This is a genomic window from Microbacterium natoriense (assembly GCF_030816295.1).
Lineage (GTDB): Bacteria > Actinomycetota > Actinomycetes > Actinomycetales > Microbacteriaceae > Microbacterium > Microbacterium natoriense_A.
Window position 1 is genome coordinate 1192073 of sequence record NZ_JAUSXV010000001.1, and the last position, 14920, is coordinate 1206992.

General features: G+C 68.6%; 13 protein-coding genes and 3 tRNA genes. 7 read left to right on the forward strand and 9 right to left on the reverse strand.

The window, feature by feature from the left end; translation table 11 throughout:
* Positions 1-250 precede the first annotated feature (250 nt).
* The 4 genes from QFZ53_RS05450 to QFZ53_RS05465 form a co-directional block, all read right to left on the reverse strand.
* Complete coding sequence (locus QFZ53_RS05450) at positions 251-3610, reverse strand: AAA family ATPase (RefSeq protein ID WP_307294369.1); 3360 nt, start codon at positions 3608-3610, stop codon at positions 251-253.
* Positions 3611-3941: 331 nt separating this feature from the next.
* Positions 3942-4014, reverse strand: a tRNA-Phe gene (locus QFZ53_RS05455).
* A gap of 68 nt (positions 4015-4082) precedes the next feature.
* Positions 4083-4156 (reverse strand) — tRNA-Asp (locus QFZ53_RS05460).
* A gap of 29 nt (positions 4157-4185) precedes the next feature.
* Positions 4186-4258, reverse strand: a tRNA-Glu gene (locus tag QFZ53_RS05465).
* A gap of 210 nt (positions 4259-4468) precedes the next feature.
* Here QFZ53_RS05465 and QFZ53_RS05470 point away from each other — a divergent pair.
* Positions 4469-5845 carry a peptidoglycan DD-metalloendopeptidase family protein gene (locus tag QFZ53_RS05470; protein ID WP_307294371.1) on the forward strand — a complete coding sequence of 459 codons (1377 nt, stop codon included), beginning with the start codon at positions 4469-4471 and terminating at the stop codon, positions 5843-5845.
* An 84-nt stretch (positions 5846-5929) separates the two neighbouring features.
* On the opposite strand, the gene QFZ53_RS05475 is transcribed toward QFZ53_RS05470, so the two are convergent.
* Both QFZ53_RS05475 and QFZ53_RS05480 read right to left on the reverse strand, forming a co-directional pair.
* Positions 5930-6421, reverse strand: a complete 492-nt coding sequence (locus QFZ53_RS05475; protein ID WP_045257580.1) for an inorganic diphosphatase — start codon at positions 6419-6421, stop codon at positions 5930-5932.
* 60 nt (positions 6422-6481) lie between these two features.
* The gene (locus QFZ53_RS05480) at positions 6482-7450 is read right to left on the reverse strand and encodes a LysR family transcriptional regulator (protein WP_307294373.1); all 969 of its coding nucleotides are present in this window, start codon (positions 7448-7450) and stop codon (positions 6482-6484) included.
* A gap of 144 nt (positions 7451-7594) precedes the next feature.
* Between QFZ53_RS05480 and QFZ53_RS05485 the strand changes: the two genes are divergently transcribed.
* Positions 7595-8965: an MFS transporter gene (locus QFZ53_RS05485; RefSeq protein ID WP_307294375.1), complete on the forward strand. Its 1371-nt coding sequence runs from the start codon at positions 7595-7597 to the stop codon at positions 8963-8965.
* A 49-nt stretch (positions 8966-9014) separates the two neighbouring features.
* Positions 9015-9806 carry a 3-hydroxybutyrate dehydrogenase gene (locus QFZ53_RS05490; RefSeq protein ID WP_307294377.1) on the forward strand — a complete coding sequence of 264 codons (792 nt, stop codon included), beginning with the start codon at positions 9015-9017 and terminating at the stop codon, positions 9804-9806.
* A gap of 51 nt (positions 9807-9857) precedes the next feature.
* Here the strand turns inward: QFZ53_RS05490 and QFZ53_RS05495 are convergent, their stop codons facing one another.
* Complete coding sequence (locus QFZ53_RS05495; RefSeq protein ID WP_292907415.1) at positions 9858-10496, reverse strand: TMEM175 family protein; 639 nt, start codon at positions 10494-10496, stop codon at positions 9858-9860.
* Between the two features lie 76 nt (positions 10497-10572).
* Between QFZ53_RS05495 and tilS the strand changes: the two genes are divergently transcribed.
* Positions 10573-11574: a tRNA lysidine(34) synthetase TilS gene (gene tilS / locus QFZ53_RS05500; RefSeq protein ID WP_307294381.1), complete on the forward strand. Its 1002-nt coding sequence runs from the start codon at positions 10573-10575 to the stop codon at positions 11572-11574.
* A gap of 20 nt (positions 11575-11594) precedes the next feature.
* On the opposite strand, the gene QFZ53_RS05505 is transcribed toward tilS, so the two are convergent.
* Entirely contained in the window at positions 11595-12053 is a 459-nt protein-coding gene (locus tag QFZ53_RS05505; protein ID WP_307294383.1) for a DoxX family protein, read from the reverse strand.
* Between the two features lie 81 nt (positions 12054-12134).
* On the opposite strand from QFZ53_RS05505, the gene QFZ53_RS05510 reads away from it, so the two are divergent.
* A complete protein-coding gene (locus QFZ53_RS05510; protein ID WP_307294386.1) occupies positions 12135-12695 on the forward strand; it encodes a TetR/AcrR family transcriptional regulator in 561 nt (186 codons plus the stop codon).
* A gap of 67 nt (positions 12696-12762) precedes the next feature.
* Here QFZ53_RS05510 and QFZ53_RS05515 read toward each other — a convergent pair whose 3' ends face one another.
* On the reverse strand, positions 12763-13356 hold the full coding sequence (locus QFZ53_RS05515; protein ID WP_292907407.1) for a DUF937 domain-containing protein: 594 nt from the start codon (positions 13354-13356) through the stop codon (positions 12763-12765).
* Between the two features lie 110 nt (positions 13357-13466).
* On the opposite strand from QFZ53_RS05515, the gene QFZ53_RS05520 reads away from it, so the two are divergent.
* On the forward strand, positions 13467-14321 hold the full coding sequence (locus QFZ53_RS05520) for an isocitrate lyase/PEP mutase family protein (RefSeq protein ID WP_307294388.1): 855 nt from the start codon (positions 13467-13469) through the stop codon (positions 14319-14321).
* A gap of 9 nt (positions 14322-14330) precedes the next feature.
* Entirely contained in the window at positions 14331-14882 is a 552-nt protein-coding gene (gene hpt, locus QFZ53_RS05525; RefSeq protein ID WP_292907403.1) for a hypoxanthine phosphoribosyltransferase, read from the forward strand.
* Positions 14883-14920 lie beyond the last annotated feature (38 nt).

Consider the following 14920-nt stretch of genomic DNA (forward strand, 5'->3'; position numbering starts at 1 on the left):
GGTCCCCCTCGCGCGGGCGTCGGAGCGGGCTCCGATCGGCACCGGGTCGCGGGATCCCGCCGCCTGCTGTGGTTCTGGCGCTTCCGGTTGCGATTCGTGTCGTCTCGGCATCCGCTCTCATGGTTCCGGTCGCGATTGGTGCCGCCGCCGACCGCTTCGGGCGGCACGAATCGCGACCGGAACGACAGCCAGGTTCTGGAGAACGGCACGAAGTGCGACCGGAACGGGAGGCCGGGATGCGGGCAGCGCGTCAGACCTGAGCGACGCCGTGCGCGCGGGCGAACGCCTCGAGCACGGTTGCCGGGATGACGTGGAGCTCGGCATCTGGCACGTCGTCCATCGCGATGTGATCCGCCTGCAGGCCCTCGAGCTCTTCTGCGAGGATGCGCGCGCTCCGGCCGTTCGCCCGTTCTTTCTCGGGAAGAGCGCGATAGACCCCGGCGATCAGTGCGGTGAGCCGAGCCGTGTCGACCGTCCAGGTGCTCGTGATGATCCGCACCACGATCTCGGCGACCTCCTCGGGGGAGTAGTCGGCGAAGCGCACGGTGTGCGGCACACGGGAGCGGAGCCCGGGGTTCGCGGAGAAGAAGACGTCCATCTCGGCCGCGTACCCGGCCAGGATCGCGACGAACTTGTCGCGGTCGTTCTCGAGGCGCGGAAGCAGCGTCGCGATCACGGCCTGGCCGTAGTCGGCGGAGTCGCCGCCATCGCGGAAGAGATCGTATGCCTCGTCGATGAACATCACGCCGCCCATCGCCTCGTCGATCGCGAGCGATGTGCGCTGCTCGCTCTGGCCGACATAAGGGCCGACGAGAGCCGCGCGATTCACCTCTTTGACGGTCGGCTTGGACAGCACGCCGAGCTCGTGGAAGAGCTGGGCGACGATGCGGGCGACCGTGGTCTTGCCCGTGCCGGGGCTGCCGGTGAAGGTGACGTGATAAGTGGGGCGCGAGACGGTGGCGTCGGCCTGGATGCGGCGCTGATCGGCTTTCACACGGTTGACGAGCTTCGCGACCCAGGCCTTGACCTCGGCGAGACCGACCATGCCGTCGAGCTCGGCGAGCAGAGCGGCCACCGCGGCCGAGCCGCCCTCGGCATCCATCTCCACACCAGCGACCGCGTAGAGGTCATCGTCGGCGATCAGTCGGTAGTCGGCGATGCTCCGGGTGCGGAGTTCGTGCACCCGATCGGCCTGTCGGCTGATGAGCTCCTGATTGAAATTGCGCACCCAGCGAGCGTTGCTGCGGTCGGCGCTCTGGGTGTAGCCGCGACTGAGGATGCGGCGGTACAACTCTTCGTCCTCGAGTTCGTAGTCCGTGTCGCGGAGGGCGTTCACGCCGATGGTGGCGAGCTCCTCGCCTGTGTAGTCCTCGAAATCGAAACGATTGGGAGTCCGCGACTGCAGGCCGGCGTTCATCTCGAGCAGCCGCTGCATCTTGTCGGTGTATCCGGCGAAGATGATCATGAGGTCGTCCCGATGGTTCTCCATATAGGCGATGATCGTGTCGATCACCTCCTGGCCGTAGTCCTCGTCGACTCCCTGTGCGAGGGTGTAGGCCTCGTCGATGAAGAGGATGCCGCCGCGGGCGCTGTCGAGCACCTTCTCGGTCATCGGCGCCGAATCTCCGATGTGCGTGCCGACGAGATCGGTGCGTCCGACCTCGACGAACACATCGGAGGAGACCACGCCCTCTGCGAAAAGGGCCTTGCCGAGGAGCCGTGCCACGGTGGTCTTGCCGGTGCCCGGATTGCCGAGGAACAGACTGTGCAGCGTCAGCTGCATGGACTTCAGCCCGAGCTGCGACCGTTCGCGGTTGATGACCGCGTTCTTCACGAACTGACCAGCCTGCTCCTTCACCGTGCGGAGCCCGACCAGGTGGTTCAGCGCTGTCAGCGAGTCCTCGCGCACGCCCGTGACGTCGGACCCGTCGGAGTGCTGCTCCTCCGCGACGGCGGTTCGTCCCGGAAGCGAAGACGTGACCATGCCACCACGGGAGCCCTCGCGATACCCGCCTGCGGCACCCTGCGACATCTGCGCGGCCCCGCCGCGCGTGATCGTCGGCATCCGTCCGGAGGCGAAGGAGGCGATGGCGAGCGACGACTGATCTTGGATGTTCAGTTCGTCACCTGGCGGGCAGTCGAGCACATCGATGTCGATGGACGCCTGCCCCTTGGCGGTCACGGAGCACTGATTGCGTGCGTTCGGATGCACCGTGAGCCGGCCCGCGGATGTCACGCGCGCCTGCTCTCGAGTCGCGAGCCGGAACAGCGAGCACGACTCGAGGGAGACGACGCAGGAGCCGGCGAAGTCCGCCCACCCGAGCTCGCACATGAGGGCCGAGAGACGGCCACCGCCCGCGAGCGTGACGGTGGCCCTCGTCTCCGCTGCACCGGCGCGCAGCTCGCAGGCGGTCGCGGTGACGGCTCCCTGCGCGTACAGCGCGGGGAGCTCGGCCGCGGCGTCGCTGCGTATCGTGACGCCGTGCATCGAGAGATCGGCGCCGGCCGACACGTACACGGCGTTGGTCGTGATCGGATGCTCGATCGTGAGGTTGGTGAGGGTCACGTGGGATCCGGGCGGAAGGGTCAGGCGGACGCGCAGCACGATGCGGTCGCGTCGGCCCTCACCGTCGAGATTCACCTCGCACGAAAAGTCGCCGTTCGCCAGATCATCGAACGAGTACTCGCCCTCTTCGAGCACGAGCGTGTCGCCGGGCTTGAGCCGCGACTGCACGTCGGTCGCGAAACTGCGGCCCTGATGCGCGGGCCAGAGCACGCGCTGAGGGCCGGACCCGGCTCTCGCCCTCGGTGGCTTCCGGGGCACCGGCGTCGCCCGCACGATCTCGGCCAGCGGGCTGTCGCAGTGGATTTCGGCCTCCGCCTCGGCGACCACTCGGAGCGGTGCGCCCTTCGGAGATTCGAGCTGCGCGATGCGCAGCACAGCCGCGTTGGCCTGCGCCTCGAACGCCTGATCTCCGTTGAGGCGGACGCACTCCAGGTCGAGAGTCGCTCCGCTGAGTGATCGCAGCGCCCGCTTTCCCGGTACCGGTGTGAGGTCCAGAGGGGAGTATCCGCGGACCTGCGCCCCGTCTCGCGCCAGCACCAGATGAGCGGCGCAGCCGATGAGGTCAGCCGAGCCTCCGTTCACCTCGAGTCCACCGAGTCGTGAGGCGGTGGCATGAAGGCGCGCGCCGGCTGCGATCTTGACGGTGGTGAGATCGGCATCGTCCGCGATGACGACTCTGTTGAGAACCAGCGTGCCGCGGTCGACTCCCACGGTGAGCGTGCTCGCGGTGGAGTCGCCCGCGATGCGGCAGTCGGTGATGCTGAGATACGCGTCAGCACCGTGCACCATGGCGACCGCGCTGCCCCGGGGTTGCGCGGTGAGCGTCAGCGAGGCGACGCTGCAGTTCCCATGGGGCGCGATCGTGCCGATCACCGTCGTCGCCTCGGCTCCGCCCTCACCCGTGATCGTCACGCCGTTCAGCGTGACTGAGCCGATCGAGTAGATGCCAGGGGCGAGCGAGATGACATCGCCGGGAACGGCCTGCGTCAACGCGACCGCGATCGGGATCCGGCTCGGGTCGTTCCCGACGTACAGAGTGGTCACGGGCGCGCGGCTCCACGGCGCCGGGCTGCGGCCGAGAGGAGACCCGGCGCCCGAGCGGCATCGAGGAGATCGACGGCGTACTGCGCGACTGCACCCATGCAACCAGTATGGGCCAGGGGCCGGAGGTGCTGAGGGAAGGGGCGGCGTGAGCTTCGGCGTCTGCGCGCTTCGTCTCGCTTCGCTCGCTCAACGACCGGGAGGGAGCGCGTTGCGTCTCGCTTCGCTCGCTCAACGACCGGGGTCGTGGCCGGGTCTCGCCAGGGCAAAGCAAAACCCCCGCCATGTAGAAGCTAGGCGAGGGTTTCTGGGACCGTTGTAACGACGGTCCGTGTGGCTCCGACGGGCGTCGATCCCGTGACCTCACGATTTTCAGTCGTGCGCTCTACCAACTGAGCTACAGAGCCGTGCGACCGGCGAACCTGCCGCATCTAGACGAAAGGCCCTCTCCGAAAAAAGGACCCATCGCTCAGAGCGACCCTGACGGGACTTGAACCCGCGACCTCCGCCGTGACAGGGCGGCACGCTAACCAACTGCGCTACAGGGCCATACTTGTTTTCAATTGTATCGGATGGAGTGACCCCAACGGGATTCGAACCCGTGCTACCGCCGTGAAAGGGCGGCGTCCTAGGCCGCTAAACGATGGGGCCGAGTCAGTCCCGGGGGACTTCCTTGCCGACGCTCAAGCATAAGGGATGTTTTGACCAAATCGCGAATCGAGGGCGAGTCTGCTTACGCCCGGGCGTGTTTCGGAGGACCATGGGTGCTGTTCACCGTGCCCACGGATGCATCGCAGAGCCTGTTGCGGATGTGAAAGTTGTTGTTAGTGTGGCATGAGTGAAACCGGCGGAAGGGGCCGTGTGAACGACAAGTCATCCATCGCAGAGAGCGCGGAGGCGGCATCCGAAGACTGCGGATGCGCACCCACTCCTGCTGAGAGTCGCGCCTTCTGGAAGAACGGTTCGCTCAGCCGCCGTCACGCCCTCGGTCTCGGCGCGCTCAGTGCCGTGGCCCTCAGCGCTTTCGGCGTGACGAGCGGGGTCTCCGCCGCATACGCCGCGTCGTACCCCAGCTGGGACGACGTGCAGAACGCCATGGCCAACGAGTCGGCCAAGGCCTCCGAGGTCACTCGCATTCAGGGCCTCATCGACAGTCTGACCCAGAAGGTCGCCGAGACGCAGGCCGCATCGGAAGCGGCTGGTCAGGCGTTCTACGAGGCGCAGCAGGCGTTCTTCGACGCCGCGGCCAGGGCCGACATGCTGCAGTCCAAGGCCGACGTCCAGGCGGCGACTGCTGACGAGGCCGAGCGCAAAGCCGCCCAGGTCGCCACTCAGCTCTACCGTGACGGTGGCGACGACGCCTCTCTCGAACTGTTCTTCTCGGGCTCATCCGAGAACGCCGACGAACTGCTCTCGCGTCTCGGCACGATGGACAAGGTCTACGCGTATACGCAGAAGATCTACGACACGGCCACCGCCTCGCGCGACGCCGCGCAGTCGCTGAGCGATCAGGCCGTCGTCGCCAAGACCGAACGCGACCGTCTGCAGAAGATCGCCGAGCAGAAGATGATCGAGGCGCAGGCTGCCGCGGATGCGGCGCAGGCTGCTCTCGCCGAGCAGACCGCCAACCTCGCCACCATGCAGGCCCAGCTCGCCGCCCTGAAGGATGCCACAGCGACCACGGTCGCCGGCTACCGAGAGGGCGTGCGCGTCGCCGAAGAGCAGCGCAGGGCAGCCGAGGCTGCTGCCGCTGCTGCCGCCGCAGCGAACAACGGTGGCGGAGGCGGCGGCGGTGGCGGAGGCGGCACAGTCGGACGCGACGGGTGGGTGCGCCCGCAGGGCGGCCATCGCAGCTCCGGCTACGGCCCTCGCCCGGCACCGTGCAGCGGGTGCTCCACCTTCCACTACGGCGTCGACCTCGCCAACGGCTGCGGGGCGGCGATCTACGCCGCGAATTCGGGCCGCGTCGTGTATGCAGGCATCAACGGAAGCCTGCACTCCGGCTACGGCAACTACATCAAGATCGATCACGGTGGTGGCGTGGGCACCGGGTACGGGCACATCCGCCCTGGCGGCTTCGCGGTGAGCAACGGCCAGTCGGTGAGTGCCGGTCAGGTCATCGCATACGCCGGAACGACCGGGTCGTCCAACGGCTGCCATCTGCACTTCGAGGTCTACATCAACGGCAAGACGACGAACCCGATCGACTTCCTCGCGGCGCGAGGCATCTCGGTCTGAGCATCCGCTCGTCAGAGCCCCCGAACGAAGAGAATCCCCCGGCCGCGATGCGACCGGGGGATTCGTCGTCAGTGACGGATGACGTCAGTGGCCCTGCTCCTGGAAGCGGACGATCGCCTCGTCGAGGATGCGCTGCGCCTCGGCGGCGTCGCCCCACGCGTCGACCTTGACCCACTTGTTGGGCTCGAGGTCCTTGTAGTGCTCGAAGAAGTGCTCGATCTCCTTCTTCGTGTACTCGGCGACATCGCCGATGTCCTGGATGTGGGCCCACCGCGGGTCCTTCGACAGGACGGCCACGAGCTTGTCGTCTCCGCCGGCCTCGTCACTCATCTTCAGAACGGCGACCGGGCGCACCTCGACGACGACGCCGGGGTAGATGGCCTGGTCGAGGAGCACGAGCACGTCGAGCGGGTCGCCGTCCTCGCCGAGCGTGTTGTCGAAGTAGCCGTAGTCGGCCGGGTAGCCGAAGGTCGTGTAGAGAACGCGGTCGAGGTGCACTCGTCCGGTCTCGTGGTCGACCTCGTACTTCACGCGGCTGCCGCGCGGGATCTCGATGACGGCGTCGTGTGCGCCCATGCGTGTGCTCCTTGATATCGGATGGATGCCGAAAACTTCGGTCGGATGCCGCCGACCAGCCTACTCGGGCGGCGAGGCAGTACCCGAGTCGTCCAGCCGGGCGCCTCCGCGCGGCTCGATTCCCCGCAGGGCGTCCTGCACGGCGGCGGTGCGCCGGCGCAGTGCGTCCGCAACAGCGGCCACGGCGGGCTGACGCAGGGAATCCGGGCGCAGCACCATCCAGTACGGCAGGCGCTCGGCGAACTCCTCGGGGAGCAGTCGCACGAGATCCGCATGCCGGTCGGCGAGGAAGCACGGCAGGAATCCGATCCCTGCGCCCGAGCGAGTCGCCTCGACGTGCACGAACACGTTCGTGGAGCTGAGCGAGTCGAGCATCCCTGGCACCAGCCGCCGAGGCGCGTCGAGATCGTCGACCTGCAGCATCGAGTCCACGAAGTACACGAGCGGATGCGCGCTCAGCTCGGCGATCCCCGTGGGCGCGCCGAACTCGTCGAGATAGTCGCGAGACGCGTACATGCCGAGGGTGTAGTCGCCCAGTCGGATCGCCTCCGCCCGGTGCACCTGGGGCTGTCCGACGACGACCTCGAGGTCGAGACCCGAACGATGCTGCAGGGCACGGCGGGTCACGTTCACGATCTCGACGCTGAGCTTCGGATGCCGTCGCCGCAGCTGCGCGACGGCGGGAGCGATCACGAAGGCGCTGAATCCGTCGGTCGCCGAGATGCGCACGACGCCGCTGACCTGATCGCTCTGCTCTTCGCTCCCGTGGATCGCGCCCACCGCGGTCTCCACGTCCTCCGCGGCGCGCATCGCGCGACGGCCCAGTTCGGTGAGCTCCCAGCCGCCCGCGGTACGCGCCAGCGTGCGTCCCCCGAGGTCGGCGTCGAGCGCCGCGATCCGCCGCGAGACGGTGGTGTGGTTCAGACCGAGGCTCTCGCCGGCCGTCGTGAACCTGCCCGTTCGCGCGACCGCGAGCAGGATGAGGAGATCGTGCGGGTTCGGGGCGGACGAGCCAGCGATAGGGGTCATATCTGCAATTCTGCACTCATCATCTGCTGGACTGGTCATTGTTGCACAGGTGCGCGGATGCCCATACTGGCTCAGGCCTCACCGAGCACGATGTCGACTCAGGGCCGGAACCCGGAACGAACCAGAACACGAAGGAGTGCACTGATGAGCGTCAGCAGGCAGGTGAAGCCCGAGACCGAGACGTCCGGGCTGAAGAAGATCGTGGCGGCCTCGATGGTCGGCACGGTGGTCGAGTGGTACGAGTTCTTCCTCTACGCCACCGCGGCCTCGCTCGTCTTCGGCAGCTACTTCTTCCCGAATGCCGGCACCGAGCTCGACGGCATCATCGCCGCCTTCCTCACCTACGCCGTGGGCTTCATCGCGCGCCCGCTCGGCGGCATCGTCTTCGGCCAGATCGGCGACAAGCTGGGCCGCAAGCACACGCTGCAGATCACCATCATCCTCGTCGGCGTCGCCACGTTCCTGATGGGGTGCCTTCCGGGCTTCACCGCGATCGGATACTGGGCGCCGGTGCTGCTCGTGCTCCTCCGCTTCGTCCAGGGCTTCGCCGTCGGCGGCGAGTGGGGCGGCGCGGTGCTGCTGGTCGCTGAGCACAGCCCGTCGAAGTCCCGCGGGTTCTGGTCGAGCTGGCCGCAGGCGGCCGTGCCCGTCGGGAACCTGCTCGCCACGCTCGTTCTTCTCGGCATGTCCTGGATACTGCCGTCCGACCAGTTCCTGGGCTGGGGGTGGCGCGTCGCGTTCTGGGTCTCCGCGATCGTGGTCATCATCGGCTACTACATCCGCACCCACGTGAGCGAGGCTCCGATCTTCCTCGAGGCCCGTGCGCAGGTCGAGGCCGAGAAGGCCGTCAGCTACGGCGTGCTGGAGGTCGTGCGCAAGTACCCGAAGGGCATCCTCGGCGCGATGGGGCTCCGCTTCGCGGAGAACATCCTGTATTACATCATCGTGTCGTTCTCGATCGTCTACCTGAAGACCGTGCACGCCTACGACACGAGCCAGCTGCTGCTCGCACTGCTGGTCGCGCACGCCGTCCACTTCCTCGTGATCCCGCAGGTGGGCCGGCTGTCGGATGCCGTCGGGCGCAAGCCGGTCTACCTCGCCGGCGCCGTGCTCGGAGCCAGCTGGGCGTTCTTCGCCTTCCCGATGTTCGACACGGAGACCCCGATCGTCATCATCGCCGCCGTCACGATCGGACTGTGCTTCCATGCTCTGATGTACGCGGGCCAGCCGGCGATCATGGCCGAGATGTTCCCGACCCGCATGCGCTACTCGGGCGTCTCGCTCGGCTATCAGGTCACCTCGATCATCGCCGGCTCCCTGGCGCCCATCATCGCGACCGCGCTGCTGCAGCAGTACGGTTCCGGCTTCCCGGTGGCCGTCTACGTCGCTCTGGCCTGCGCCGTCACCGCCGTCGCGGTGATCACGTTGAAGGAGACGCGAGGAGTCTCCCTGCACGACATCGACGATGCCGACGCCCGCCGCCACGGCCTCACCACGGCGCGGGTCGGCGGCTGAGCGACCGCCCCGCCCGGCATCCATCCCCGCCCCCTCCCTAGGAGACCTCATGATCGACCTGCACGCACCGACGACGGACGCCGCAGCCCTGTCAGGCCGTCGGGCGGTGGTGACGGGCGGCGCGAGCGGCATCGGCTTGGCGGTCGTCCGGGCGCTGGCCGCCCGCGGCGCGCACGTCGTCGTCGCCGACAGAGACAGAGACGCCTGCGAGGCCGCGGCGGCGGAGGTGGGAGGTACGGCGTGGACCGTCGACCTCCTCGACCCGGCATCCGTGGCCGATGACCGGCTGGCTGAGGCGCTCGCCGAAGCGGACATCCTCGTGAACAACGCGGGCATCCAGCACGTCAGTCCGATCGAGGACTTCGACCCCGCGCAGTTCCGGCAGATCATGGCGCTCATGCTGGAGGCGCCGTTCCTGCTGGTCAGAGCCGCACTGCCGGGGATGTACGCGCGCGGTTTCGGCCGGATCGTGAACGTCTCCTCTGTGCACGGCCTGCGGGCCTCGCCCTTCAAGGCGGCCTACGTCGCCGCGAAGCACGGACTCGAGGGGCTGTCGAAGGTCACCGCCCTCGAGGGCGGGTCGCACGGAGTCACCAGCAACTGCGTGAACCCCGGCTACGTGCGCACACCCCTGGTCGAGAAGCAGCTGACCGACCAGGCGCGGGTGCACGGCATCCCCGAGGCCGACGTGCTGGCGAAGATCATGCTCACCGAGAGCGCCATCAAGCGACTGATCGAGCCGGAGGAAGTGGCCTCGCTGGTCGCCTGGCTGGCGAGCGATGAGGCGGCCATGGTGACGGGGGCCAGCTACACGATGGACGGCGGCTGGTCGGCACGCTGATTCCGCCGGTTCCCCGGCGCGGAAGCAACCGTGCGTGATCTGTCGCCGGTCTTACCCGACATCAGCCTGCCGACGCCACAGGCGCAGGACCAACCGTGCCAGCGGGCCGGTGAACAGCAGCAGCAGCAATGCGAAGTACCCCACCGGGCCGATCGCGATGCCCAGGCCGAGGGCGATCGCGAACAGCACGATCGTCGCCACGTCGGCGGCCGCGCCGTGGCGGATGCGGTCGGCGGAGGCCGTGGTCAATTCGGGATGCCGCAGCAGATATGCCCGCGCGATGAGCGTCGCCACGGACGTGAGGATGAGCGTGCCGATGTAGACCACCTGCTGGAGGGGGTCGGTGTCCATCTGCCCGAGCATGGCCGTGGGGACGGGCAGCCAGACGATCGTCGCCATCCAGAGCACGTTGCACAGCAGCAGCGGCCGGGTGATCGCGGTGACTTCGTCGTACTGCCGATGGTGGCCCATCCAGAAGTTCGCGATGAGGAAGAAGCTCAGCAGGAAGCTCATCAGCTGACCGGTGTGCTCCGCGAGGAACTCGAAGGTGGTCAGCTTCGCCGCCCCTGCGTCGGACACCGACTCCATGAGGGGCAGGATCAGCAGCGTCATCGCGATCGCGACGACCGCGTCGACGAAGGCCTTGAACCGCTCGGTTCGATACGACTGGGTGCTGGTGCGATCTGTCACGGCGCCAGACTAGTGTTCGCACGAACTCCGCCCGAGCCGGGCGCGCGGGGGCGGGCGTGTGATCTACCGTTGAGGGGTGCCGTCGCTCTCACCCGCCATCGCAGAGATCCGCCTCGCCGTTCGCACCTCGCTCGCCGACCTCCCCGAGGGGGCGACTGTGATCGTCGCGCTGTCGGGCGGTGCCGACTCGCTCGCACTCGCCGCAGCCGTCGCCTTCGAGGCCCCGAAGCGGGGTCTGCGCGTCGCATCGGTGACGGTCGATCATGCACTGCAGGACGGGTCGGATGGCGTCGCCGTGCGCGCCGGTCAGATCGCAGCCGGTCTCGGCATCGATCCGCTGATCGTGAAGGTCGCGGTCGGAGGTGAAGGCGGTCCGGAGAACGCCGCCCGCGAGGCGCGCTACGGGGTGCTGCGAGATGCCGCCCTGGATACCCGCGCGGCCGCGGTGCTGCTGGGCCACACCCTCGACGATCAGGCTGAGACCGTGCTGCTCGGCCTCGCGCGAGGCTCCGGAGCGGCGAGCCTGCAGGGCATGGCGCCTGTGCGCGATGACGACGACGGCATCCGCTGGCTGCGCCCTCTTCTCGGTGTGCGACGCGAGGCGACGCGGGCGTTCTGTGCGGCATCCGATCTGGAATTCTGGGACGACCCGCACAACGTCGACGACCGCTTCGCTCGCGTGCGCGTCCGCGAACGCGTGCTGCCCGTGCTCGAGGCCGAACTCGGACCGGGCATCGCAGAGGCGCTCGCGCGCACAGCCGAGCAGCTGCGCGAAGACGCAGAGGCGTTCGATGAGATGATCCACGAGACGATCGAGGACATCGTCGAGCACGCCGAGGCGGGAATCTCGGTGAGCGTCGCAGCGCTCGCGGCGAACCCGGCGGCGTTGCGCAACCGCATCATCCGCCTCGTCGTCGGCAGCGAGTTCGGAGCGAGTCTGACCCGTCTGCAGACGCTCGAAGTCGCGCGACTCGTCACGGACTGGTCCGGTCAGGGGCCCATCGGGCTGCCCGGATGCTTCGCCGCGCGTGTCGGTGGCCGCATCGTGTTCACGGCGTCCGCCCCCGCCGCTCGCTGAGCAGAGCATCGGGTCGCCGCTCAGGCGGCGACGGCGACGAACACGGCGCTCGCGATGAACACGATCTGCAGCAGCGTGCGGGGCACGAGCGGCGTGTGCGGCGCCGCGGGATGCCGCTGCCCGGTCGCTGCGCGCACGTTGGCGGGGAACATCGCGATCATGAGCGCGGCGAGGCAGACTGCCGCAGCCGTCCGGATGCCGGGCGCCGCTGTGCTGGGGATCAGCAGGCCGACCGCACCGAGGATCTCGAGGATGCCGGTGGCCGTGATGATCAGGCCGGGCTGGGGCAGCCGGGCCGGCACGATGGCGATGAGACCGTCGCGCCGCGGCTGCAGGAAGTGCGCGCTCGCGGTCAGCAGGAACATCGCGGCGAGCCCGACCGCGAGAGCGTCGGGCCAGGTCTGCACGTAGCCGACGCCGAGTGCGCCCAGCAGGCGGCACGTGAGCGTCACCGCCACCAGTGCGAGGAAGGGGGCCATGGAGTCTCCGATCTAGTCAATGACAAGTTAGACCTGCCATGGAGAACTTGTCAATGACTAGATAGTGGGTAGAGTAAGGGAATGGCCGATCGCTATCACCACGGGAGCCTGAGGGCCCAGGCGCTGCGCGTCGCCGCGGAGATCGTCGCGGACGAGGGGCCCGAGGCGCTGTCGCTTCGCGATCTGGCGCGACGGGCCGGGGTGTCGCACGCCGCCCCCGCTCACCACTTCGGCGACCGGCGGGGTCTGTTCACGGCGCTCGCCGCCGAGGGGTTCGAGCTGCTCGGCGATGCGCTGCAGCCGTCGGTCGACGCGCGCGACTTCGCCCGCACGGCCGTCGCCTACGTCGAGTTCGCCACCGCGCACCCGGGGCACTTCGCCGTCATGTTCCGACCCTCGCTGCTCGACCCCGACGATGCCGTGCTGCACGAGGCTCAGGCGCGTGCGGCCGGTCTGCTGCAGGCGGGATTCGATTCCGTGCCGGACGACCGCATCCGCATCGGAAGGGAGGACGCCCGACAGGCGTCCTGGGCGCTCGTGCACGGACTGGCCGACCTGATGCTCTCCGGGGCGCTGCCCGGCGCCGATCTCGAGCGGCTCACCCTCGCGGCCGCGCGCCAGCTGCTCGGCGACGACGCCTGACGCACACACCTTCCGCGCACGCGACGGCGGCCGGGGCATCCGCCCCGGCCGCCGATCCGCGTCGTGGTTACTTCTTGCCGCCGAGAAGACCCCCGAGGATGTCGCCGAGTCCGCCGCCGGACCCGCTGCTCGAGCCGCCGCCCAGGAGGCCGCCGAGGATGTCGCCGAGTCCGCCGCCAGAAGATCCGCCGGACCCGCTGCTCGAGCCGCCGCCCAGGAGGCCCCCGATGATGTCGCCGATTCCGCCGCCGCCGGATCCGGCATCCGATGACTTGCTCTTGTTCGCGTTCGCGATCAGGCCCATGATGATGGGCGCGAGGATCGGCAGGAGCTTTCCGAAGTCGATGCCCGCAGTCTTGTCGGACTTGGTGAGCTTCTCAGTCACGTCCTGCTTCTCGGAGCCGAGGATGTGCGAGACGATCTTGCCGCCGTCGGCCTCGTCGACCTCGTCGACCGAGGTCACGCCCGTCGTGCCCTCATGGCGCTTGAGGGCGTTCTCGATCGCCGAGGACCCCTCATCGGTCGAGGCGTTCTTCGCGAGGCCGCCGAGAAGCACAGCGCCGCCCTGCGCCACGGCTTCCTTCGCGACATCGTGGGAGACCCCCAGCTTCTTGGCGATGTCGTCGATCGGAACCTGCGAGAGGATGTCGTCAAGGGCCATGGTGGATCCTTCCGGTTGTCAGGCGTCTGCGCCTCTTTCCGCTCACAGTACCGGGGCGCGACCTGCGGCGACACCTCGCCACCGGAGAAGTCGACGGATGGAGAACGCGCATGGCCGGGAACCTCGGAGCCGAGACTCTGCTCGCGCTGCACAGGGGCCGGGGGTTTCTCATCCCCAACGCCTGGGACGCCGGTTCCGCTCGCCTCCTGGCGCAGCTCGGCTTCCCCGCCATCGCGACCACGAGCGCCGGGATCGCCTGGTCACGGGGACTGCCGGACGGCGGGCCGCTCAGCGCGGATCTGATGTTCGAGACCGTGGCGGAGATCGTGACGGCCGTCGACGTACCGGTCTCGGCGGATCTCGAGGCGGGCTACGGCGCCACCGCGGCCGAGGTGGGGGAGACCGTCGCACGGGCGGCATCGCTCGGCATCGCGGGAGGGAACATCGAGGATGCCGTCGGCGGCGCTCTGATTCCGATCGAGGAGGCGGCCGAGCGCGTCGCAGCGGCTCGGGCGGCGGCGCCCGCGGGGACATTCGTCCTCAACGCCCGCACCGACGCCTACTTCTCGCGCTTCGACGGCGATCCCTTCGCCGAGACCATCGCGCGGGCCGAGCGGTTCATCGCGGCGGGAGCCGACTGCATCTTCGTGCCCGGCGTCAGGGACGCCGAAGCGATCCGCCGGCTCGCGGTCGAGATCGCCGCGCCGGTGAACATGGTCGCGGGTCTCACTCCCCCGGTGCTCGACGCGCCTGCTCTCTACTCCCTCGGAGTCGCGCGGGTCAGCGTCGGGGGCAGCATCGCGCGGGCCGCTTACGACGCCGTCGAGCGTGCGGGTCGAGAGCTGCGCGAGTCGGGCACGCTGGGCTTCCTCGACGGGGTGGCCTCGTACGCCGACATGCAGCACCGTCTCGGCGGCCGAGAGGACCGGATGCCGCGTGCCGCGGCATCCGATTCCATCACCTAAAATCGATCCATGCGCGCCGCGGACATCCAGGACGACCTTTCCCAGATCCTCGTCACCGAGGAGGAGATCATCGCGAAGCTCGACGAGCTCGCGACGCAGGTCGCCGCCGACTACGAGGGCAAGGAGCTCCTGCTCGTCGGCGTCCTGAAGGGCGCCGTCATGGTGATGGCCGACTTCGCACGCGCGCTGCCGTTCCACGCCCCGATGGACTGGATGGCGGTGTCGAGCTACGGCACGAGCACGAAGTCCAGCGGCGTGGTGCAGATCCGCAAAGACCTCGACAGCGACCTGAACGGCAAGCACGTGCTGATCGTCGAGGACATCATCGACTCCGGCCTGACCCTCAGCTGGCTGCTGGAGAACTTCGGCTCCCGCGGAGCAGAGTCGATCGAGGTGCTCGCGCTGCTGCGCAAGCCCGAGGCCGCGAAGGTCGAGATCGACTGCAAGTACGTGGGCTTCGACATCCCCAACGAGTTCGTCGTGGGCTACGGCCTCGACTACGCCGAGCGCTACCGCAACCTCCGCGACGTCGCGGTGCTCGCGCCGCACGTGTACGCCTGACGATTCGAGGGGTACGCCGTGGGTGAACGCACAGCCGA